Raw genomic sequence first — 22014 nt, 5'->3', positions numbered from 1 at the left:
CCGGTGCCTCTGACAGCGTCGTCGACATGAGACGACGAACCTTCCTCACCGCTTCCGCGGCCTCCGCCGCCTCCGCGCTCGTTCCGCTGCAGACGGCGAACGCCGCGACCGACCTGACAATGCGTCTGCCGGCTCCTACCGGCCCCTGGCCTGTCGGTACGACGACGCGCGCACTGACCGACCCGCACCGCTCCGACCCGTGGAACGGCGCGCCGACCCGGGAGCTCGCGCTGACGGTCTTCTATCCGGCACGCGCCGTGCAGGGGTACCAACGCGCACCACAACTCGCCCCGGCCGCCGCAGAGGTCTTCAAGACGCTGGACGCCGGTGTTCTGCATCCGGAGCTGCCGACAAGCGGCGTGAGTTGGGGCGCCACATTGACCCATTCGTACGTCGACGCGCCCGCTCTGCCCGGCCGGCGCCCCACGCTGGTCTACAGCCCGGGCGGTGCGGACCCGCGCACCATCGGCACCTCTCTCGCCGAGGACCTGGCCGGCCACGGGTACGTCGTCCTGATCCTCGACCACCCTGGCGAGGCGAGTGAAGTGGTGTTCCCGGACGGGCGGCTGCGGGTCATCGAGATCAGTCCGGACGTGCAGACCGACCCGGTGCAGTCGCGTCTCATGATGGACACGCGGTTCGCGGACCTGCGGTTCGTGCTCGAACGCCTGACGGAGCTGCACCCGTCGATCGACCTGCACCGCGTCGGCGTCTATGGCCACTCCGCCGGCGGTGCGACCGCCGCTGTGTCGCTGGAGCAGCCACAGGTCCGAGCCGCTGCCAACTTGGAGGGCTACCTGGACACGCTGGACGGCGAGCTCTACCCGATCGCAGCACACGGCACCCGGAAGCCGTTGCTGCTGGCCGGGACCGACGGCTTCCGGGACGAGCGTTTCGACCGCACGTGGTCAGCTGTCCTCTCCCATGGCGGTCCGGTACGCCGGGTGCAGCTGTCCGACGCGAACCACTGGATCTGGACGGACTACGCCGCTTTCGCCCCGCAGCTGCAATCGGCCGGACTGATGACGGCCGCCGCGCAGGCCAAGCTGGTCGGTGCGTCCCGCTGCGCTGTTCCCGCCGTACGACGGCTCGTCCGCGAGTTCTTCGACCGATCCCTAACCTTTCCGGCATCCTCGGCATCGAGTGAGTGACACGACTCCTCGAAGGGGGCTGGATGACGAGAACTCGGATCGCCGCGGGTGCGCTGGGCGCGGCGATGACGGCGGCGGCGCTGGTGCCGGGACCGGCACAGGCGGCTGCTGAGCAGGCAAGCGCGGCCTGCTCGATGACGCTCGGCACGGCGACCGTGCAGGGTGACCTCAAGTTTCAGCGGATCACCGCGACCGCACCGGTCACGGCGGCGCCGCCGAGCGTCGGGCCGAAGGCGTTGTTCCCGGTGGACCGGGTGCGTCTCGCGACCACGTCAGGCTGGGAGCCGGATCCGCCGTCGGGCATGGCGCGGAGCGGGTACGTGGTGATGGGCACCGAGCTCTACCGGTACCGGTACGTCACCGACGTGACCACGGGTGAGCTGGACCCGGAGTCGTACCAGACGACGAGGGTCGGCGGCGGCTGGATCCACCAGAGCTACGTGGAGAAGTCGACGTCCCACGCCTATGCGTTGGAGGGAGGCGTCATCACGCGCTGGTCCGTGGAGGGGTCCGCCTGGCGCGCCAAGACGACGTATGGCGGGTACTCCGCGGTCAAGACGATGACGCTGATCAGCCAGACGGCGACGTACGACACGTTCCTGGCCAACACGCGCGCCGGCGCGCTGTACACGATCAGGATCCCGTTCAGCGGCGCACCGGTGGTGAAGAAGGTGCGGACGTCGACCTGGCAGACGTTCGAGACGCTGATCGCCGAGAAGTGCGGCAACCAGAGCACGCTGCTGCTGGGCATCGACAAGGACACCCGGCGCGGCTACCTGTACGCCGTCAGCCACGCCAACGGGGCCGCCACCGTCATCAACGGCCTGGGCAGAGTGGGCGACCAACTCGCCGCGCCGGAGGACAAGGCGTACTTCCGCTCCTATCCCAGCGCGCCAGAAGCCGGCGTCCTACTCTACGGAGAGTGAACATGGTGAAACGCGCAGCAGGAGTTCTCGGCCTCGCCATGGCGGCCGGTGCACTGGTCCAGGCAGCACCTGCCTCAGCGGCCGCTCGTGAGGTGCCGTTCTGCCAGATGTCGCTCGCCTCGACGACGAGCGGCGGCGACCTGATCCTGCGCGGTCTGTACGGAGTGGTGCCGCCTGGTGCCAGCCCCAGCAGCTGGGGCGGCAAGGACCTGCTACCGGACGACCAGGTCCGTCTGACCAGTGGACTCGGCACAGAGATGAACGCAGAGCAGCGCGGCGAGTCCCGCCGGCAGTACGTCGTACTGGGCACCAGCCTGTACCTGCTGACGTACAAGGTGAACGACTTCTACGGCGACGTCGATCCCGCCTCGGTGCAGCGGACCCTGATCGGCGGCGGCTGGGGTGACGTCCGCTACCTGGAGAGCTCACGGTTCAACCGCGGCGCCACGCTGGTCCGGCACAACGCGTACGCCGTCCTCGGCGACACCATCGTGCGCTGGAACGTCGACGGGACGGCATTCAGCCGGAAGACGACGTACACCGGCTTCAGCGCGGTCAAGACGATGGCGCTGATCAGCCAGACGGCGACGTACGACACGTTCCTCGCCAACACGCGGAACGGGGCGCTCTACACCATCCGGATCCCCGTCTCGGGTCAGCCGGTGGTGAAGGTGGTCCGGCGTTCGACCTGGCAGGGATTCGAGTCGCTGGTCGCGGACGCCTGCGGTCTCAAGACGATCGTGCTGGGTGTGGACAAGGAGAGCGGGGCGCCCTACCTGTACGAGTTCGGGCACGCCAACGGGGAGTCGACGGTGATCAGGGCGCTCGGGAAGGTGCCGCGGACGTTCAACGAGGCGGCGCAGGCGCGGCGTTTCGAGGACGACGAGGAGAGCGAGCAGCTGTCCGGCGAGTGACTGTCCGGCGAGTGACTGTTCGGCGACCGATCACAGGTCGACGAGGTCGAGGAGCTGGCCGAGTTCCTTCGAGTCCAGCTCGCGGAGCTCGCCGGTGTGCAGGTTGCCGCGGCGGACCGGGCCGATCGCGGTCCGGGTCAGCCGCTTCACCGGATGACCGACCGCGTCGAACATCCGCCGCACGATCCGGTTGCGGCCCTCGTGGAGCGACATCTCCACGAGGGTCCGGCCGGGCACCGTCGAGACGATCTTCACCGTGTCCGCGCGGGCCGGTCCGTCCTCGAGCTCGACACCGTCCAGAAGCCTGCGCAGGACCCCGGGTTTGACGTTGCCCTCGACCTCGGCGACATACGTCTTCGAGACCTCGTACGACGGGTGCGCGAGCCGGTGCGCGAACTCACCGTGATTCGTGAGCAGCAACAGCCCTTCGGTGTCGGTGTCGAGCCGCCCGATGTGGAACAGCCGCTCCGGCCGGTCGTGCACGAAGTCCGCGATACACGGCCGCCCCTGCGGGTCCGACATCGTGGTCACGACACCGCGGGGCTTGTTGAGCACCAGGTAAACGTTCGCACTCACCGGCGGGATCCGCGCCCCGTCCACCCGGATGACAGCGGTCTCCGGATCCACCCGCACCCCGAACTCCGTCACCACCCGCCCGTCGACCTCGACCCGCCCCTCCTCGATCAAGATCTCCGCAGTACGCCGCGAAGCCACCCCCGCCCGAGCCAACACCTTCTGCAGCCGAACCCCACCCTCATCCCCCATCCCGAACCCCACCTTTCACACGCCCACCAACATCCAAGCCTTTGGCGCCCGCCTCGCCGGCACCCTCGCCCGCCCCAGCCGTCGTACCGCCCGACACCACATCGTCCAGGTCCTCGACGTCCGTCTCCTGGGCGTCCACCTCATCGGCACGCTCGCCCGCCGGCGCGACCGTCGTACCATCCGACACCACGTCGTCCACGTCCTCGGCACCAAGCCCTGCGGCCCAGCCGCTCACCCCAGCCCCAGCAGCCGCACCGTCGGACACCTCCGCGTCCGCCGCCTCGACGTCCGCCTCGCCCGCGGGTTCACCGGCCAGCTCAACCGTCGTACCGCCCGACACCACGCCGTCCACGTCCTCGGCACCCGGCTCCACGGCCCAGCCACTCACCTCAGCCTCATCAGCCGCACCGTCCGCCTCGTCCGCGTCCGCCGCGTCTGCCTCGTCCGCAGGTTCGCCTGCCGGCGCGACCGTCGTACCGTCCGACACGACGCCGTCCACGTCCTCGACGCACGGCTCCACGGCCAAGCCGCTCACCTCGGCCTCATCAGCTGCGTCGCCGGATGCCTCGGCGCTTTCGGCGGACTCCGCCTGGGCCGGCGCATCTACGGCGTCGCCGTCATCCCCGCGGTCCTCCGCGTCCAACTCGCCGCCACCGGCGGCGTACACACCGCCCGCCGCCCCGGCATCAGCCACGCCCGCAGCAACACCAGCCGACGCCTCCGCGTCCAGCTCGTCGTCCGCGCGCACGCCCTCCGCACCATCAGCGTCCACACCGTCGGCGTCCGCACCCTCGACATCCAGGGCCTCGGCATCCGCGCTGTCCGCGCCTGCAACGTCGCCGCCCGGGGCCTCGACGTCGGCACCCTCGGCATCCGGGAGCTCGGCGCCCGGGGCCTCCGCACCTTCGCCATCCGGAGCCTCGGCGTCGGCACCGTCGGCGTCCGCACCGTCGGCGTCCGCGCCCTCGGCATCCGCACCCTCGACATCCAGGGCCTCGGCATCCGCGCTGTCCGCGCCTGCAACGTCGCCGCCCGGGGCCTCGACGTCGGCACCCTCGGCATCCGGGAGCTCGGCGCCCGGGGCCTCCGCATCCGCACCTTCCCCATCCGGAGCCTCGGCGTCGACACCCTCGGCACCCGCACCCTCGGCGTCCGCACCGTCGGTGGTTGTGGTCTCGGGGGTGGGTTCTGCGGGCGGGAGGGATTGGGCGGCGAGCTCGTCCTCGATGTCGTCCATGTCGGGGAGGTACGGGGCGAGTTCGGGGAGGTCGTCGAGGGACTGCATGCCCATGCGTTCCAGGAAGTATGACGTGGTGCGGTACAGGGTCGCCTGGGACTCGGTGTCCGAGCCGGCCTCCTCGACGAGGCCGCGGGCGACGAGGGTACGCATCACGCCGTCCACGTTCACGCCGCGGATGGCGGAGACGCGGGCGCGGCTGACGGGCTGCTTGTACGCGACGACGGAGAGGGTTTCCAGCGCGGCCTGGGTGAGGCGCGCCTGCTGGCCGTCGAGGACGAAGCGTTCGACGTACGGCGCGGCCTCGACGCGGGTGTAGTACCGCCAGCCGCCGCCCACCTCACGCAGGTCGAATCCGCGGCCCTGCTCGGTGTACTCCGCCGCCAGCTCCGCCAGCGCCCCCGCCACATCACCCGTCGGCCGCCCGACCGCGCGCGCCAGCGTCAGCACCGGCAACGGCTCGTCCGTCACCATCAGAATCGCCTCGAGCGCCCGCCGCATCGTGTCGTCGTCAACAACTACTTCATCCCCCACCGGCACCGAAGTCTGCCCCGGCGGCAAGTAATCGTCCGCATCCCCGCCGTCGGCCGCCTCCGCCCCGTCCACCGACTCGGCCTCGTCGGTGTCCCCAGCCCCCGTGGAGCCGACCGCCGCGGCCGAGCCACCGTCGGTGGCGTCGGTCCCGTCGGTGGCGGTGTCGTCGGTCGTGCCAGTCCCGTCAGCAGCCTCGGAGGCGTCGGTCGCCTCGGGGCCGTCCGGTCCGTCGGGCAGGCCGGCGGAAGCGGACCTGTCGGCGTTCCGGGTGGGGTCAGCCTCGTCGGAACCCTCAGCACCATCCCGGGAGTCGGTCGGGTCGGGGGTGGGGGGTTGGGAGTTGGTCACTGGTCTGCCGTCTCGGGGGTGTCTGGGGCGGGGGGTTCTGGGTCGGTGTGGTTCTCGCCGGGTTCGAGGAAGTCGGGGTCGTCCTCGACGTGGGGGGCTTCGCCGGATTCGTCAGCGGGTTGTTGTTCCTCGTCGAACTCGTCGCTGACGGCGATGTCGCCCTCGTCGGTGCCGGTCCAGCGGATGGTGAGTTCGCCGAGCGGGGTGACCTGGTCGAACGACACCGCCGCCTCGCGGAACAGTTCGAGCAGCGCCAGGAACCGGCACACGGTGGTGACGGTGTCCGGCGAATCGGCCACCAGCGAACGGAACGTCGCGCTGCGTTGCCGCCGGAGCCGGTCGACGATCACTTCCGCCTGCTCCCGCACGGTGACGGCCGGCGCGTGCAGGTGGGCGAGCGAAACCCCGGGAGATACGTCGTCCTTGGGCGCCATCGCCTTCGCGGCCAGCGCGGCCAGCCCGGCCGGATCGAGCCCGAGCAGGACCTCGGGCAGCAGCTCCGCGAACCGCGGCTCCACCCCCACGGCGCGTGGGAACCGGCGAGACTCGACCGCCATCCGCTCCTGCACCAGCGCCGCGATCTGCTTGAACGCCCGGTACTGCAGCAGCCGCGCGAACAGCAGGTCCCGCGCCTCCAGCAGCGCCAGGTCCTCGTCGTCCTCGACCTCGCCCTTCGGCAGCAGCCGCGCCGCCTTCAGGTCGAGCAGGGTCGCCGCGATCAGCAGGAACTCCGACGTCTGGTCGAGGTCCCACTCGGGCCCCAGCGCCTTGATGTGGGCGATGAAGTCGTCGGTGATCACCGACAGCGCGATCTCGGTGATGTCCAGCTTGTGCTTCGAGATCAGCTGCAGCAGCAGGTCGAACGGCCCCTCGAAGTTCTCCAGGTGGACGCTGAAACCCTTGCCCTCGGCAACAGCAGGCGCGCTGTCCGTACCGACATCCAAGGGCAACGAGTCCGCGGAGGACACGGTCACTCCGACGCCTTGAGCCGCCGTACCAGCACCGAGTCCGGTCCGTGGTCGACGAAGTCGGCGAGCAGGACGTCGATCGCCTCCCGGACGATCCGGCCCCGGTCGGCGGTCAGGCCGTGTTCCGCGCGCAGCGCAAGTCTGGTCTGTTCCAGGCCGAGCAGCTCCTCCTCCGTCACGTACACGGTGATCTTCGTGTCGTGACGGATCCGACCACTCGACTTCCGGTCGTCGACGACCGTCGTACGGGACCGCACGGTGGACGGTCCGTCAGTGGTGGTGCGCTTCTCGGGTCTGGTCTGCTTCGGTGCCGCACCCCCGAAGAGTTCACTGGCACCTGGCAGGCTCACCCGGCGGGACAACGCGCCAGCACCTCCTTGGCGAGATCGCGGTACTGAGTGGCCGCGCTCGAGGACGGGGCGTACGTCGTGATGGGCTCGCCGACGACCGTGGTCTCGGGGAACTTGACGGTACGCCGGATGACGGTGTGGAAGACGCGTTCGTCGAAGGCCTGGACCACGCGGTCGAGGACCTCCCGGGCGTGCGTCGTCCGCCCGTCGAACATGGTGCCGAGGATCCCGACGATCTCCAGCTTGGGGTTGAGCCGGTCCTGCACCTTGCCGATCGTGTCGGTCAGCATGGCGAGGCCGCGGAGCGCGAAGAACTCGCACTCCAGCGGTACGACGATGCCGTTCGACGCGGTCAGCGCGTTCACCGTGAGCAGACCGAGCGACGGGGCGCAGTCGATCAGGATCACGTCGTAGTTCGGGATGATCGGGTCGAGCACGCGCTGCAGCGTGTACTCCCGCGCGACCTCCTGGACCAGCTGCACCTCGGCCGCGGACAGGTCGATGTTGGCCGGCAGCAGGTCGAGGTTCTCCACGCGGGTCGGCTGGATCACCTCGTCGGCGGTGATGTCGCGCTGCATCAGCAGGTTGTAGACCGACAGCTCCAGGTCGTGCGGCTGGACGCCGAGGCCGATCGACGCGGACCCCTGCGGGTCGAAGTCGATCAGCAGCACCTTGCGACCGGTCTCGGCGATCGCCGCGCCGAGGTTGATCGTCGTGGTGGTCTTGCCGACGCCGCCCTTCTGGTTGCACATCGCGATCACCTGCGCCGGGCCGGTCTTGGTCGGGGGCTGCGGCTCCGGCAGGTCCGGCAGCGGCCGGCCGGTCGGCCCGATCTTGTGACGCGGGCCGTTCGGGTCGTTCACGGGTGCAAGGTCCTCCGCGGTCAGCTTGGCCGTCGGCTTCGGCATCTCCGCATAGTTGTCGGGCAGGGCTCGCGGCGGCGTGGGGGCCGGCCGGGGCGGGCTGCTGGGCTGGGGGGCGGGATCGGTGCTGGGGTGCGCGCTGGGCGGCGTGCTGATCGGCCGGACCGGCTCCGGGTGGTGCCCCGGAAGGTGGCCCGTCACGTGTTCGGTGCCCGGGAATGTCGACTCGTTCATGACTCGCCAAACCTTTCAACCGATACGGGCGATCCCAGCGACTGTAAGCGTGCATTCAAGCACTCTCAACCAGCCACTCCGCACCGGGGTGGGGTGGTTTGTCGACAAAGCTCCGAACCCGGCCGATCACCCTCCCTGAGTCACCAACCGTGACCAGATGATCGCACACCGTCCCCGGACCCCGCGCACCGGGGTCGGCGTTCCGCGAGCCGGCGGCACGACGGTTTCGTCACGGGAGACTGTGTGACGAAAGCCCGCGGAACTCCGGTGCCGGAGCGCGACGGTTGGGGCATGACCAGTCGACGGAATGTTCTTCGGGCGGCGGCGATCACGCCCGCTGCCGCTGCCCTGTCCCCCGCGCCGGCCACCGCCTCGGCGGCCGGCGCGGAGTTCGGACCGGTATCGGTGCGGCCTGACGATCCGCGGTACGCCGACCTGGTCCGTCGAGGTAACAACCGGTTCGTCGGACGGCCGGACGAGGTACGGGTCGTCGGCTCGACCGAGCAGGTAGTGGCGGCCGTTCGGGACGCGGTGCGATCCGGGCGCCGGCTCGCCGTACGCAGTGGCGGGCACTGCTTCGAGGGCTTCGTGGACGACCCGGCCGTGCGGCTGGTGATCGACCTGTCCGGGCTGAACGGCATCCGCTACGACCGGGTGCGGGACGCGTACGTCGTCGAGGCCGGAGCCACGCTCGGCGAGATCTACCGCCGGCTCTATCTCGGTTGGGGCGTCACCGTCCCGGGCGGCGAATGCCCTGGCGTCGGGATCGGCGGCCACGCCGCGGGTGGCGGGTACGGGCGCCTGTCGCGACTGCACGGGTTGGTGTCCGATCACGTGTACGCCGTCGAGGTCGTCGTGGTCGACCAAGCAGGCCGGGCTCATGCCGTGGTTGCGACCAGTGATCGACGGGATCCGAACCGCGACCTGTGGTGGGCGCACGCCGGCGGCGGGGGCGGCAGCTTCGGAGTGGTCACTCGGTACTGGTTCCGCGACCTCCCGCAGCCGCCGCGGGAGATGCTCCGCTTCTCCGTCGAGTGGCCGTGGGAAGGTCTCGACGAGACCGGCTTCCGGCGGCTCGCCGCCAACGCCGCCGACTGGGCCGCACGGCACAGCGCGCCCGGAGCGCGGGAGGCACAGCTGTACAGCGAACTCGTCCTCACCCACCGGTCGCAGGGCGCACACCTGATGATCGGTGATGTCGCCGGCGGCGATCAGGCCCTCTTCACGGCGTACCTCGGCGCGCTGCGGGAAGGCGTCGGCGTGACGCCGTCCGTGACCCAGAAGATCCAACCGTGGCTCAGGGCGACGCTCGGTGAGACAACCGACGATGGGAAGCAGTGGCGGTTGAAGGTGAAGTCCGGCTACCACCGCGGCCCGCTGACCGACCACCAGCTGGCGGCCGCCTATCACCACTTGACCCGCCCGGACTTCACCGGTCCGGTCGGGTCAGTGAGCCTCAACCTGTACGGCGGCGCGATCAACGCGGTCGCTCCGGAGGCGACCGCGATCGCGCACCGGGGCGCCACGATGCTCCTCTTCTACCTGACCGCCTGGAACGACCCGGCCGCGGACGACGCCCACCTGGCCTGGATCCGGGAGTTCTACGCCGACGTGTACGCCGAGAGTGGCGGCGTACCTGCCGGCGGTGCGTACATCAGCTATCCCGACATCGACCAGCCGCGCCTGGAGCTGTACTTCGGCAGCAACCTGGAGCGCCTACGCCAGGTGAAGGCGAAGTGGGATCCCCGCAACGTGTTCCGGCACGCGCTGTCCGTCAGCGCGAAGTGACCAAGTACTGCGCCACGCCGTCGAGGACGCGGGAAAGCCCGAAGCTGAACCAGGTGTCCACCTGCGCGGCCTGCGAGGTCGCACCGTCGGCGAGCGCGGTCAGCCACGGGTAGCGATCGGTATCGACCGCCCCGGCGATCTTGCCCAGGTGAGTCGTCCACCACTGGGGGTTGCTGATCCCAGTGGTGCGACTCGCGTGGTCCTCGGCGGCGATCAGGGTCGCCATGCCCTGGACGTAACCGCTGACGAGCAGGTAGATCGACAGTCCTGCTTGCGGCTCCAGGTCCGGCAGCGCGCCGAAGTACCGGTCGACTGCGGCGAGCACGCCGGCGCCGAGCGGTGGCCGGGTCGTCGCGAGCGCCTGCAGCGCCCAGGGATGCTCCCGGTAGAGGGCCCACTCCTGCCGGGCCTCATGCTCGAGTAGGTCACGCCAACCGGCTCCGCTCGGCGGATCGGCCCGAGGAGCGGACAGTACGGCGTCAGTCATCCTCGTGACGAGTTCGTTGTACCCGGACAGATGCCGATACAGCGAGGCTTCGGACACGCCGGCGTGCCGGGCCAGACCGCCCATCGACACCGCATCCAGTCCTTCGCGGTCAGCCAAGGCGACAGCTGCCCGCACGACACCGACTCGATCAGTCGGCACCCCCAACGCCGAGGCCGACGACCGGACGGCCCGGACGCCGTCCCGCCGCGCCCGATAGGCCCGCCCCTGACACGCACGCCCGCAGTAACGCCGCGGCCGCCCGGTCCGGGAAGGCTCGATCGGTGTCCCACACTGCGCGCACCTCACGGCGACGAGGAGAGGGCCCGGGGATGTGACGTCGCGTAGACCTCGCGAAGCTTGTCCACCGTCACCAGCGTGTAGACCTGTGTCGTCGTCACGGACGCATGCCCCAGCAACTCCTGGACGACACGTACGTCGGCTCCGCCGTCGAGCAGATGTGTCGCGTACGAGTGCCGCAGCGTGTGCGGGGAGATCTCCTTCGCGATACCGGCCCGCTGCGCAGCACGACGCAGCACCGTCCAGGCGCTCTGCCGGGACAGACGGCCGCCGCGGGCGTTCAGGAACAGCGCGGGCGTACCGCGACCACGTGAGACCAGCTCGGGACGCCCACGGACCTGGTACGCCGACAACGCATCACGGGCGTACGTGCCGACGGGCACCACACGCTCTTTGCTGCCCTTGCCGCGCAGCAGCACCGCACCGGCGTCCAGGTCGATGTCGTCGACGTCCAGCCCGACCGCCTCGGAGATACGGGCACCGGTGCCGTACAAAAACTCCAGCAACGCAGCGTCCCGCGTAGCGAGGACGGCAGGTTCCGCTTCGGCGCCGGCGGCCGCTGAGAGGATCCTGGTCACCTCGTCGACAGACAGTGCCTTCGGCAGCCGTTGCGGCGGCGCAGGTGGCTTCACGGCCGCGGCAGGATCGACCGCGGTCAGCCCCTCGCGCACACAGAACTTGTGGAACCCACGGACCGCCACCACGGTCCGCCCCGCGCTGGACGCGGTCAGTGGCGGGTGGTCCGCGTCGCCCTCGCGCAGCCGCATCAGGAAGTCGCTGATCACGGCCTCGGTGATCCGGCCGAGGTCGTCGATCCCCGAGCCAGCGAGGAAGCCGCCGTACCGGCGCAGGTCCCGCCGGTACGACGCCAGCGTGTTGGCGGCCAGGCCCCGCTCGACCGTGAGGTGGTCGAGGTAGGCGCTGACCGCCCGCGCGATGTCGTTCAGACCAGCACCTCGTCGAGCTTCAGCTGCGACAGGTCGTGCGCCTCGGCGACCGGGCCGTACGTGACGTGCCCGTCGAACGTGTTCAGGCCGAGCGCCAGGCTGTGGTCCTGCTTGAGCGCTTCCCGCCAGCCCAGGTTCGCCAGCTCGATCGCGTACGGCAGGGTGACGTTGGTGAGTGCGTACGTCGACGTGTTCGGCACCGCACCGGGCATGTTGGCCACGCAGTAGAACAGCGAGTCGTGGACCTTGTACACCGGGTCGGCGTGCGTGGTCGGGCGCGAGTCCTCGAAGCAGCCGCCCTGGTCGATGGCGATGTCGACGAGCACGCTGCCCGGCTTCATCCGGCGGACCATGTCGTTGGTGACCAGCTTCGGCGCCTTCGCACCGACCACCAGCACCGCGCCGATCACCAGGTCGGCCTCCAGGACCGCCTTCTCGATCTCGTATGCGTTCGACGCGATCGTCAGCAGGTGACCCTGGTAGATCTGGTCGGCCTGCCGCAGCCGGGCGATGTTGCGGTCGAACAGCTGCACCTGCGCCTGCATACCGAGCGCGATCGCGGCCGCGTTCATCCCGGACACGCCGGCGCCGAGGACGACCACGCGGGCCGGGTGGACGCCGGACACGCCGCCGAGCAGCACGCCCCGGCCGCCGCCCTGCGCCATCAGGTGGTAGGCGCCGGACTGCGGGGCGAGCCGGCCGGCCACCTCGCTCATCGGCGCCAGCAGCGGCAGCGTTCCGTCCGGGAGCTGGACCGTCTCGTAGGCGATCCCGGTGGTCCCCGACTTCAGCAGCGCGTCGGTGCAGTCACGGCTGGCGGCCAGGTGCAGGTACGTGAACAGCACCTGGTCCTTCCGCATCCGGTGGTACTCCTCCGCCACCGGCTCCTTGACCTTGAGCACCAGCTCCGCATCCGCCCAGACGTCGTCCGCCTGCGGCACGATCCGGGCCCCGGCGGCGACGTACTCGTCGTCCGGGATCAGCGACCCGCTGCCCGCCCCCTGCTCGATCAGAACCTCGTGCCCGCTGCGCACGAACTCGTGCACACCGGACGGGGTGATCGCCACCCGGTACTCGTGGTTCTTGACTTCCTTGGGAACTCCGACCTTCACAACTTGCCCTTCTTTCACGATCCAGGAGTGCGGCCCACGTCGTTGTGTCCGCGGCCCGGCGGTTGAGGGGTGGTTGCCAGGTCGCTGCCGAGTGTATGCCCGCGGGGTTCATACCACCCGGCCGGATGGTCTGATCGCGCCGCGACACCCTGCCGGTACCCGATCGGTAACCGAACGGAAGCAGATCGGCAATACACCGGACGCGGAACGGAGACGTCCGGCTACCGTCCGGATAGGGCGTCCCCGTTGACGCGGCAACCATCATTGACGGCCATTCGTGGCGGTCAGCGATGCTTGCAGTAGGACGCTTCACGAGAGGAGCACGGCGTGGCGATGGAACTGGGACAATACGGGGTCTGGCACGGAGCCCAGCACTACGGGCCGGAGCTCGCGGCAGGACTGGAGCAGGCCGGGTACGGGACCTTGTGGCTGGGCAGTTCGCCGGAGGCCGGCCTGCGCGACGCCGAGGTGTTGCTGGCCGCAACGAGTTCGGTTGCCGTCGGCACCAGCATCGTCAACATCTGGAAATCGCCGGCCGCCGACGTCGCGGCGTCGTACCACCGGCTCGAGGACGAGCACCCGGGGCGGTTCCTGCTCGGCGTCGGGATCGGGCACCGCGAGGCCACCGGCGAGTACCGGTCGCCGTACCGGACGATCGTCGGCTACCTCGACGAGCTGGACGACGCGAAGGTGCCGGCCGACCGGCGGGCGCTGGCCGCGCTCGGCCCGAAGGTGCTACAGCTGGCCGGCGCGCGGACGGCCGGAGCGCTCCCGTACCTGACGACGCCGGAGCACACCCGTGAAGCCCGCCGGATCCTCGGCGGCGGGGCCCTGCTCGCGCCCGAGCAGATGGTCGTGCTGGAGACCGACACCGACATCGCCCGCGCGACGGCGCGTGACCGGCTGGCGTCGTACCTGCAGCTGAGCAACTACACGGCGAACTTCGAGCGCCTCGGTTTCACCGCCGACGACTTCGCCGACGGCGGCAGCGACCGGTTCGTCGACGCGATGGTGCTGCACGGCTCCGCGGTCGAGGTCGCGGAGGGCCTGAAAGCGCATCTGGAGGCCGGCGCGGACCATGTCGCGATCCAGCTGCTGGGCCACGAGGGCATCGACCTGCTGCCCGGATACGAGGCGCTCGCGACCGTTCTCGGATAGGTCTTGATTCCGGTCTCGGACAGGTCTTGATTCCGGCCCGGAACGGGGGAACATCGGCACTAGGTGCATCACATCGGCGTGGTGCGCGTTGGAGGTGTTCCCCATGACTGAGCGACACGAGTTGCGATGGGGCGGCTTCGCCGGACTGGCCTTCGTGGTCCTGGCGATGCTGGGCAGGTTCCTGCCCGGTACTGCTCCGACGGTCGATGACTCCGACAGCACGATCTCGAGCTGGCTGTCCGATCACCGGTCCATGATCCTGCTCAGCTCGCTGCTGTGGGCGGCCGCGGCCGGGCTGGTCATCTGGTTCGCGGCGGCCTTCGCCGAGGCGATCCGGGAGCGGGCCGAGCGCAGCGACGTCCACCTGGCCCTGCTGGCCGGTTCGGTGCTGGTCGGCGGCGCGATCTTCGTGAACGCCGGGCTCACCGCCGCGGCCGCGTTCGGCATCAGCGGCCGGGACGCGGGCATCACCATGGCCCTGTACGAGCTGAGCGCGGTGATGACGACGATGATCGGCATCGCGGCGGCCCTGCCGCTGGCCGCGGCCGGGATCGGTGTGCTGCGGACGCACGTGATGCCGAACTGGCTCGGCTACCTGGCCCTGCTGGCCGCCGCGGTCTCGTTCCTGGGCGCGCTCGGCGTGTTCGCCGACTCCGGCACGTTCGTTGCCGGCGGCACGTTGATGACCACGGTCCCGCTGCTGCTGTCGGCGGTCTGGATCCTCGGCGCGAGCGGCTACATGGTTCGCGAGCACCTGCCGGAGCTGACCACCGGGGACAAGGCCGTCCCGCAGCTGTAGCTCACCGGCTAGCGCATCGTGAAGTCGGCGAAGTCGAAGCCCGGCGACACGATGCACGACACCAGCACCGCCTCGTCACCCTCGGGCCGGGCCGCCTGCCAGGCACCCGCCGGTATCACCACCTGCGGGTGCTGGCCGGCCCGTACGTCCGGCCCCAGGGTGACCGACTGTTCGTCGTACTCGAGCGTCAGCGGGCCGCCCGAGTGCCACAGCCAGAGTTCCGTCGAGCGCACCCGGTGGGACCGCGACTCCTCCCCCGGCGCCAGCAGGAAGTAGATCGCGGTCGCGCTGGCCCGGCTGCCGTCGTACCCCTCCGGTTCGAACTCGACCGGCGACCGCCACGTCTGCCGGTACCACCCGCCCTCGGGGTGCGGTTCGAGATCGAGCAGGACGGCCAACTCCGGCTTCTGCATGGCCCGATTCTGCGGCAGAGTGCGGTTCATGACCGATCTGCCCGCCCACCTGCCTTCCGACTACCACCGGCGGCTGCCGTACGGCGAGCGCGTCTCGGCCGAACCGTTGCTCGGCCAGCCGTTCTTCCCGTTCGAGGGCGACCTGGAGGTGGTGCCGTTGGCCGAGCCGCTGCTGCCGGAGCCGCCACGGGCCGGCGAACCCGGCGGCAAACCGTGCCCTACGTGCACGATGCCGGACCAATTGGTGATCTGGCGGGACGAGCACTGGCAACTCAAGGCGTTCGAGCCGGGCGGGCTGCCGTTCGTGGCGGTTCTCGAGCCGATCGAGCACTACCGGCTGGACAATCTGCCCCCGGAGCTCACAGCGACGCTCGGCGGGGTGATCCAGAGGGTCGCGGGCGCGGTCCGGCGGATCGACGGCGTCGGGCGTACGCACTTCAGCCGCTGGGGCGACGGCAGCGAGCACTTCCACCTGTGGTTCCTCGCCCGCCCGCTCGGCATGATGCAGCTGCGCGGCGCGATGATCGCGGCCTGGGACGACATGCTGCCGAAGATCCCCGCCGCCGAGTTCACCGCGAACACCCGCCGGGTCGCCGCCGCCCTCGCCGAGGACGGCGGCGAAGCGATCGGCTAGCGCGTCCCGAGGGAACGGGCGATCAGGATGTCGGTCGTGCGGACCGGCGCGCCGTCGATGCCGTCCGGGTCGTCGGGCGTCGGGGCGATCCCGCCGGCCGCCACCCGGTCGAGCGTGGCGAGCCCGAGCCGGTCGACCGAGCCGAAGACCGTGTAGTTCGGCCGCAGCCGCGAGTCGGCGAAGACCAGGAAGAACTGCGACCCATTGGTGTCCGGCCCGGCGTTCGCCATCGCGAGCGTGCCGCGTGCGTACACCTTCCGCTCGCCGGTCGGGTCGTCCGGCCAGTTCGGCAGGTCGGTGGGCAGCTCGTCCTTGTACGAGTAGCCGGGCCCGCCCTCGCCCGTACCGCTCGGGTCACCGCACTGCAGCACCTTCAGCGTCGGGTAAAGCGTCAGCCGGTGGCACGTGGTGAAGTCGTAGAACCGGCTCTTCGCCAGGTGCAGGAAGCTCTGCACCGTGCACGGCGCCTTCGCCCGGTCCAGTGACAGGATCATCGGCCCCTGGCTGGTGGCGACGACGACCCTGACGATCCCCTGGTCCGGTGTATGGGCCGGGTCCGGCGGCAGCGACACCGGCCGGGCCGGCGGATCGTCCGGCGTCGACGTGTAGCCACAGGGTCCGTTGGTGCTGGTCGGCGTACCGGCCGCGTCAGCTGGTGCGGTCGCCACCAGCAGACTGGCCAGCACGCTGGCCACTGTCAGCACCGCGATCACGATGGTCTTCCTCATCAATTCCCTCCCGCAACGGTGAAGATCCGTAGGTCACGATTCGTAGGCAGCCTGATACTCACCGGGGTCTGAGTCAACGTCACAGGTGCGGTGGCGAAGATGTGCGTGGTGACGTTGTCCTTCCCGCCGCCGGACTCGTTGCGGTACGGCGTGGTGGCGACGATGACGTTGCCGTAGTGCAGGGTGTCGCCCCCACCGCCCAGCGTCCAGTCGCTGAAGGACAGGTCGATCTGCGACGTCGTGCCGTCGGCGTAGTTGAGCGTCGCGGTCGTCTGCTGGTTGCCGTTGACCGCGCTGCCGACGAAGGACAGCTTCGTCGTACCGGCAGGCAGGTCGAGGTTGAGCAGCTGCCCGTCGGCCGGCACGTTGTCCGGATCGCCGGCGGGTACGTCGGGCCACGTGAAGCTGAGGCCCTGGACTGTACCTGCACCGCCCGCGGTCAGACCGGCCGCGGCCAGCGCCTGACGGGAGTAGCTGACGCCGCCGCCGTCGTAGTCCGCCTCGGTGTGGTCGCCGGCGTCGTCGGAGATGCCTACGCCCTCACGGAGTACGAAGAACGAGTTCGGCTGCCCGACGACGACCGTGAAACCGACTTGTGGCAGGGCGGTTCCGTCCGCCGCCTTCATCTGCACTGTGATCGGGTACCGGCCGTCCGGCGTACCAGCCGCCGCTGCGATCGTCACTGACGCGCTACCGACCTTGTCGACGTGGAACGTGCCGGTAGTAGGTGTCGCTGTGAGACCGGGAGGTGTCTTGAGCGTGTAGGTGACGTCCTGGGCCGTCCCGCTCAGCCGGTACGCCTGCAGCGCGACGGGTGCGCTCGTTGTGCCGGGTGCGACCACAAGACGGCTCGTGTCGGTGGAGGTCTGGAACGGGATCTCACCGGTCCGCCACGACGGCGGCGCGTCGGTCGCACCCCAGCTCTTGTTGGCCGTCGTACCAAGGGTGAAGTCCAGCGTCCCGCCACGCTGCACGAACGGCTCCGGCAGCCACGGCTTGGTCGACGTCTTCCCGTTCACCTTCAGGGACTGGACGTACTGCGCGTCCGCGCCGGCCGCGTTGATCCGGATCGTGTTGCCGTCGCGATGGATCACCGCCCGCGGGAACAGCGGCGCCGCGACCTGGAGCTCGGCGCGGCTCGGCACGTCCGGGTACAGGCCGAGCGCGGTCCACACGTACCACGACGACATCGCGCCGAGGTCGTCGTTGCCGGGGATCCCGCCGGTGCTGGTGTTCCACAGCTGGTTCATTGCCTGCCGCAACGTCTCCTGCGTCTGGTACGGCCGGCCGGTGTAGTTGTAGATCCAGGGCGTGTTGATCGACGGCTCGTTGTCCATCTCGGCGTGCAGTTCGCCGGCTCCGGTCAGCGCCCAGGTCCCGTCCGGGTTCTTGAAGAACGCGTCCAGCCGCTGGTTCACCGCGTCCGCGCCGCCCATCGCGTCGACCAGTCCGGCCCGGTTGTGCGGCACCATCCACGTGTACTGCGCACTGCTGCCCTCGGCGAACCCGTCGTACGTCGACGGCGTGAACGCGGGCCAGGCGCCGTTGTCGTCCCGGTTCTGGACGTAGCCGCCGTTGGCCGGGTTGAACACGTTCTGCCAGTACTGCGACCTGGCGAGGAACTGCTGGTACGTCGCCTTGTCGCCGGTGCGCTGCGCGAGTTGCGCGAGGGCGAAGTCGGCCGTCACGTCCTCGAGCGTCTCGACCGCACCGCCCCAGGCATTGGACTTGGTCGGTATGTAGTGCAGCGCCAGGTACTTGTCGAGCGACGGCCGCTGACCGATCGACATGACCGGCTTGCCCGCCGAGCTGAGGTCCTTCTCGGTCGGAACGGTCGCTGCCTTCACCAGCGACTTCAGAGCTTGTGACGCGTCGAAGTTCGTCCCGCCGAACGCATAGATGCCCGCGACGGCCGGTGCGGACGGGTCGCCGGTCATGACCGGCGTACTGCCGGACGCATGGGTCCAGCGGTCCCAGACGCCGCCGTTGTACGTCGCCTGGTTGAACAGCGACTGTGCGATGTCGCCGGCTCGCTCCGGCTCCAGCAACGTCACCAGTTGGAGCTGCGACCGGTAGACGTCCCAGCCCGAGAAGGTCGCGTACTGCGCCTGCTGCCCGCGGGAGAGGTAGTGCGGTTTCTGGTCGAAGCCCCAGTACTGGCGGTTGACGTCGCTGAACACGTTCGGGTGCAGCAGCGCGTGGTAGAGCGCGGTGTAGAACGTGGTGCGCTGGTCCGTCGTACCGCCGGTCACCTCGATGCGGTCGAGCTGGTTTCGCCACGTCTGCCGGGCTTTCGCGGCCGTCATGCCGATCGACGTACCGCGCGGGTTCTCGGCGCGCAGGTTCGCGAGTGCGTTGGCGGTGCTGACGTAGGAGATGCCGATCCGCATCGACACCTTGTCGCCGGCGAATCCGACGTACCCGCCGGAGCCCTTGCTCGGCGGCATCCAGCCGTCGGCGCCGTACGTCGTACCGCCGCTCGCCTGGCTGCTGCCCGGCGTGACAGTGGTGTCGGTCCAGGTGCCCTGGTTCGTGAACGGCTGGTCGAACTCGGCGACGAAGTGCAGCGTGTAGTAGCTCCGCCGTCCGATGCTGGCGAGGTACCCGCAGAAGTTGCCGCTGGTCACCGACCCGCTGACCGTCCGGTGCGCGGCGTCGATGCTGATCTGCGCGGCGCTCGATCCGACCTCGGAGTTCGACGTACGGAACATCAGCGTCTTGGCCTTGTCCGCCGGGAAGGTGAACGCCGCCGACCCGGTGCGCGTGGTGGCCGCGAGCTCGGCCGTGACGCCCGAGTCGAGCCCGACCTTGTAGTAGCCCGGCTCGGCGATCTCGTTGGCGTGGCTGTACGTCGAGGAGTAGACCTCGTCCTTCGCATCGCTCTGCGGTGAGCTCGTCACGTCACCCGCGAGCGGGAAGATCGGGATGTCGCCCGATCCGCCCGCGCATCCGGTCCCGCTCATGTGGGTGAGGCTGAAGCCGCGGATCTTGGTCGCCGAGTACAGGTACCCGCCCGGCGCGGCCGTCCGGTACGCGTTCCCCCGGCTCGTCTCCGGACTGAACGAGAACATCCCGAACGGCAGCACCGCACCGGGAAACACGTTCCCGGCGTTGGTCGTGCCGATCAGCGGATCGACGTGCTCGGTCGGATCGACCGAACTGGTCGTGATCCGGCTCGTGGCCGCAGCCTCCGCCGACCGGGAGCCGACGATCGCCGGATCAGGCGGCGTCGCCGTCGTCGGACGATCATCCGGACCAGGCGGTGACGGTGTAGGCACGGCCTGAGCCGCGGGGGTGAGAGTTGCGATCAGAACGCCGGCGAGCGCCAGGCTCGCAGCGCGGGACAGCACCGAACGACGCATGGGCGGACCAACCTTCGAAGATTGGGTGACATCGTTGTCAGAGGTCTACCTGTTTCCGTCTGCCCGGTCAAGGGGTCGCCGACCTGTGCCGCGGCTGAGAAGGCCTGCGACTTTGGTCCCGTCCCCTGGAGTCCAACGGCTCTGCCTGCACGAGACTGCCGCGCCGACGGTGAGAGAAAGTCGACCCCCGGAGGTGGAGTGATGGCCGGCCACTACGTTCATTGGGGCGTCATCCAGATCTCGGTCACCAATCTGGTGATCATCCTGGCGATGCTGGTGGTGTTCGCACTCGCGATCGCCGTTCCGTTCCGGCACGGCGACGAGGATCAGGACCGGCCATGACGTCGGTCGCCGGCCGGACGGCCGCGCACGAGCACGACCGGCCCACCAAGAGCAACTGGACGGCCCGGCTGCGGACCCGGGTCGGCAGGACGGTTCCACCTGGGCAACTCCTCCCGGACCGCCAACCGGTGTACGTGAACTCGTGGATCTACGTCTTCGGCGCGCTGACCCTGGCCGCCCTGCTGATCGTCCTGGGCACGGGAGCGGTGCTGGCCCTGGGCGGGCCGACCTGGTGGCACACCTCGTCGACCGGGCACTTCGTCAACTCGCTGCACCTGTGGAGCACCGAACTGTTCTTCGCGTTCATGGTGATCCACCTCTGGGGGAAGTTCTTCATGGCCGCCTGGCGGGGCCGGCGCGCGCTCACCTGGATCACCGGCGTGATCGCGTTCGTGGGGTCGATCGGCACGGCGTTCACCGGGTACCTCTCGCAGTCCAACTTCGACTCCCAGTGGATCAGCGCCCAGGCCAAGGACGGTCTCAACTCGGTCGGCATCGGCGCCTGGTTCAACGTGCTCGACCCCGGACAGATGCTGATGTGGCACATCTCCCTGCTGCCGGCTGCCATCGGCCTCCTGGTGGTCCTCCATGTGATCCTGGTCAGACGGCACGGCGTCGTGCCACCGATCGACGCCGAGACGACGGCCGAGAACGCGGCGATCGCGGAGGATCCCGGCGACGGGGAGGCCTCGTCATGACCGTCGTACGCCGAACGCCGGACGCCCACGACTTCCCGACCCGCTCCTACGATCTGGTGAAGGAGTTCGTCGTCGCACTGATCGTCGTGGCGGTCCTCACCACGGTCCTGGCCGCCGTGTTCTCGTCCCCCGACGAGAAGCCGATCACGCTGTCGGGCTGGGCCCGGCAGGCGCCGAACGACGTCGTGGCGACCGCGGCCGGCGAGCTCGCCGGTACGACCACCAGCGCGGAGTACGGACCGCCGTACAACAACGCAGCCTCCGGGCAGGTTCTGGGTCCCGTCGAGCTGCAGAAGTGGGCCGGCGTGCGGATACCGGTCGACTCGGCGAACGATCTGGTGCTCACACCGCTGCGCGGGGTCGGTGGCGACCAGGAGTTGACGAGCGCACTGGCCACCTGGAGCTCGGCATCGGCCAGTCAGCAGCAGGAATGGGCAGCGACGTACGCCGATGCGTTGGCCGCGGCACCGGACGGCAACCCCGCCGCGGTGCGGGCCTCGGCAGCTTTCGGACCGGTCCCGGTCCTGACCGCGAAGTTCCTGCAACTGGCCCGGTCCGGTGGCCTGGAGGGCGCCCTCGATGCCCACGGCAACTTCTACCAGGGAGACGCGACCCGAGGCCTCTTGCTGCTCTCGGACGGCGCCTATCTGGAGGACCAGGCGCGGGCCAGGAACCTGGGCGGCGACCAGTGGGGCATGATGAACGAGACCGGCAACTATCCGGGCCAGCCCTGGATGTGGCTGTACACCTTCTGGTACCAGGTGAAGCCGTTCTCGACGTCGGACAACGCCGATGCGCAGGTCTGGGCGCTGATGATGGTGCTGACCCTCGCACTGACCTTGGTGCCGTTCATCCCTGGCATCCGGTCGATCCCACGCTGGGTCGGGCTGCACCGCCTGATCTGGCGCGACTACTACCGCCGCCCCGGCCGCTCCACCTGAGCGGCCGGACGACGGCAC

The 22014-nt window shown here is 69.8% G+C and carries 21 protein-coding genes; 10 read left to right on the top strand and 11 right to left on the bottom strand.

The window, feature by feature from the left end:
* Positions 1-26 precede the first annotated feature (26 nt).
* From AB0I12_RS16265 to AB0I12_RS16255, 3 genes are read left to right on the top strand one after another with little or no spacing between them, the layout of a single operon-like run.
* Positions 27-1151: an alpha/beta hydrolase gene (locus AB0I12_RS16265; protein ID WP_359929836.1), complete on the top strand. Its 1125-nt coding sequence runs from the start codon at positions 27-29 to the stop codon at positions 1149-1151.
* 23 nt (positions 1152-1174) lie between these two features.
* Positions 1175-2077 (top strand): hypothetical protein, encoded by a 903-nt coding sequence (locus AB0I12_RS16260; protein WP_359929835.1) that lies wholly within the window; start codon positions 1175-1177, stop codon positions 2075-2077.
* A gap of 2 nt (positions 2078-2079) precedes the next feature.
* The gene (locus AB0I12_RS16255) at positions 2080-2991 is read left to right on the top strand and encodes a hypothetical protein (RefSeq protein WP_359930891.1); all 912 of its coding nucleotides are present in this window, start codon (positions 2080-2082) and stop codon (positions 2989-2991) included.
* A 30-nt stretch (positions 2992-3021) separates the two neighbouring features.
* Here the strand turns inward: AB0I12_RS16255 and AB0I12_RS16250 are convergent, their stop codons facing one another.
* The 5 genes from AB0I12_RS16250 to AB0I12_RS16230 are packed head-to-tail and all read right to left on the bottom strand — an operon-like array spanning position 3022 to position 8290.
* On the bottom strand, positions 3022-3756 hold the full coding sequence (locus tag AB0I12_RS16250; protein WP_359929833.1) for a pseudouridine synthase: 735 nt from the start codon (positions 3754-3756) through the stop codon (positions 3022-3024).
* Positions 3746-5875, bottom strand: a complete 2130-nt coding sequence (scpB, locus tag AB0I12_RS16245) for an SMC-Scp complex subunit ScpB (protein ID WP_359929831.1) — start codon at positions 5873-5875, stop codon at positions 3746-3748. The genes AB0I12_RS16250 and scpB overlap by 11 nt, the downstream gene beginning before the upstream one ends.
* Positions 5872-6849, bottom strand: coding sequence for a segregation/condensation protein A (locus AB0I12_RS16240; protein WP_359929829.1), 978 nt, complete (start codon positions 6847-6849; stop codon positions 5872-5874). The genes scpB and AB0I12_RS16240 overlap by 4 nt, the downstream gene beginning before the upstream one ends.
* Complete coding sequence (locus tag AB0I12_RS16235) at positions 6846-7205, bottom strand: hypothetical protein (protein WP_355700160.1); 360 nt, start codon at positions 7203-7205, stop codon at positions 6846-6848. Before AB0I12_RS16235 ends, AB0I12_RS16240 begins: the two co-directional genes overlap by 4 nt.
* The gene (locus AB0I12_RS16230; RefSeq protein ID WP_359929828.1) at positions 7190-8290 is read right to left on the bottom strand and encodes a ParA family protein; all 1101 of its coding nucleotides are present in this window, start codon (positions 8288-8290) and stop codon (positions 7190-7192) included. The genes AB0I12_RS16235 and AB0I12_RS16230 overlap by 16 nt, the downstream gene beginning before the upstream one ends.
* A gap of 291 nt (positions 8291-8581) precedes the next feature.
* On the opposite strand from AB0I12_RS16230, the gene AB0I12_RS16225 reads away from it, so the two are divergent.
* Positions 8582-10078, top strand: coding sequence for an FAD-binding protein (locus AB0I12_RS16225; RefSeq protein ID WP_359929827.1), 1497 nt, complete (start codon positions 8582-8584; stop codon positions 10076-10078).
* On the opposite strand, the gene AB0I12_RS16220 is transcribed toward AB0I12_RS16225, so the two are convergent.
* From AB0I12_RS16220 to ald, 3 genes are all read right to left on the bottom strand, one after another.
* Positions 10065-10700 (bottom strand): TetR/AcrR family transcriptional regulator, encoded by a 636-nt coding sequence (locus AB0I12_RS16220; RefSeq protein WP_359929826.1) that lies wholly within the window; start codon positions 10698-10700, stop codon positions 10065-10067. The two genes, AB0I12_RS16225 and AB0I12_RS16220, sit on opposite strands and share 14 nt — an antisense overlap.
* Before the next feature lie 167 nt (positions 10701-10867).
* A complete protein-coding gene (xerD, locus tag AB0I12_RS16215) occupies positions 10868-11809 on the bottom strand; it encodes a site-specific tyrosine recombinase XerD (protein ID WP_359930888.1) in 942 nt (313 codons plus the stop codon).
* Positions 11806-12921 carry an alanine dehydrogenase gene (ald, locus tag AB0I12_RS16210; RefSeq protein ID WP_359929825.1) on the bottom strand — a complete coding sequence of 372 codons (1116 nt, stop codon included), beginning with the start codon at positions 12919-12921 and terminating at the stop codon, positions 11806-11808. The genes xerD and ald overlap by 4 nt, the downstream gene beginning before the upstream one ends.
* A gap of 333 nt (positions 12922-13254) precedes the next feature.
* On the opposite strand from ald, the gene AB0I12_RS16205 reads away from it, so the two are divergent.
* On the top strand, positions 13255-14079 hold the full coding sequence (locus tag AB0I12_RS16205) for an LLM class F420-dependent oxidoreductase (RefSeq protein ID WP_359929823.1): 825 nt from the start codon (positions 13255-13257) through the stop codon (positions 14077-14079).
* A gap of 103 nt (positions 14080-14182) precedes the next feature.
* A complete protein-coding gene (locus tag AB0I12_RS16200; RefSeq protein ID WP_359929822.1) occupies positions 14183-14878 on the top strand; it encodes a DUF4386 family protein in 696 nt (231 codons plus the stop codon).
* An 8-nt stretch (positions 14879-14886) separates the two neighbouring features.
* Here AB0I12_RS16200 and AB0I12_RS16195 read toward each other — a convergent pair whose 3' ends face one another.
* Complete coding sequence (locus tag AB0I12_RS16195) at positions 14887-15291, bottom strand: cupin domain-containing protein (RefSeq protein ID WP_359929820.1); 405 nt, start codon at positions 15289-15291, stop codon at positions 14887-14889.
* Positions 15292-15319: 28 nt separating this feature from the next.
* On the opposite strand from AB0I12_RS16195, the gene AB0I12_RS16190 reads away from it, so the two are divergent.
* Positions 15320-15925, top strand: a complete 606-nt coding sequence (locus tag AB0I12_RS16190; RefSeq protein WP_359929818.1) for a hypothetical protein — start codon at positions 15320-15322, stop codon at positions 15923-15925.
* On the opposite strand, the gene AB0I12_RS16185 is transcribed toward AB0I12_RS16190, so the two are convergent.
* Positions 15922-16653, bottom strand: coding sequence for a peptidylprolyl isomerase (locus tag AB0I12_RS16185; RefSeq protein ID WP_359929816.1), 732 nt, complete (start codon positions 16651-16653; stop codon positions 15922-15924). The genes AB0I12_RS16190 and AB0I12_RS16185 overlap by 4 nt on opposite strands.
* Positions 16653-20015: a GH92 family glycosyl hydrolase gene (locus AB0I12_RS16180; RefSeq protein WP_359929815.1), complete on the bottom strand. Its 3363-nt coding sequence runs from the start codon at positions 20013-20015 to the stop codon at positions 16653-16655. Before AB0I12_RS16180 ends, AB0I12_RS16185 begins: the two co-directional genes overlap by 1 nt.
* A 201-nt stretch (positions 20016-20216) precedes the next feature.
* Between AB0I12_RS16180 and AB0I12_RS16175 the strand changes: the two genes are divergently transcribed.
* From AB0I12_RS16175 to AB0I12_RS16165, 3 genes are read left to right on the top strand one after another with little or no spacing between them, the layout of a single operon-like run.
* Positions 20217-20357 (top strand): hypothetical protein, encoded by a 141-nt coding sequence (locus AB0I12_RS16175; RefSeq protein ID WP_359929813.1) that lies wholly within the window; start codon positions 20217-20219, stop codon positions 20355-20357.
* A complete protein-coding gene (locus AB0I12_RS16170) occupies positions 20354-21055 on the top strand; it encodes a cytochrome b N-terminal domain-containing protein (RefSeq protein ID WP_359929811.1) in 702 nt (233 codons plus the stop codon). The genes AB0I12_RS16175 and AB0I12_RS16170 overlap by 4 nt, the downstream gene beginning before the upstream one ends.
* Positions 21052-21996, top strand: coding sequence for a hypothetical protein (locus AB0I12_RS16165; RefSeq protein ID WP_359929809.1), 945 nt, complete (start codon positions 21052-21054; stop codon positions 21994-21996). The genes AB0I12_RS16170 and AB0I12_RS16165 overlap by 4 nt, the downstream gene beginning before the upstream one ends.
* Positions 21997-22014: the final 18 nt, after the last annotated feature.

Origin of the sequence: Kribbella sp. NPDC050459 (genome assembly GCF_040655315.1) — a bacterium.
In the GTDB taxonomy this organism is placed as follows: domain Bacteria; phylum Actinomycetota; class Actinomycetes; order Propionibacteriales; family Kribbellaceae; genus Kribbella.
Note: the sequence above shows the minus strand (reverse complement) of the source record. Positions and strands in the feature narration are given on the sequence as shown.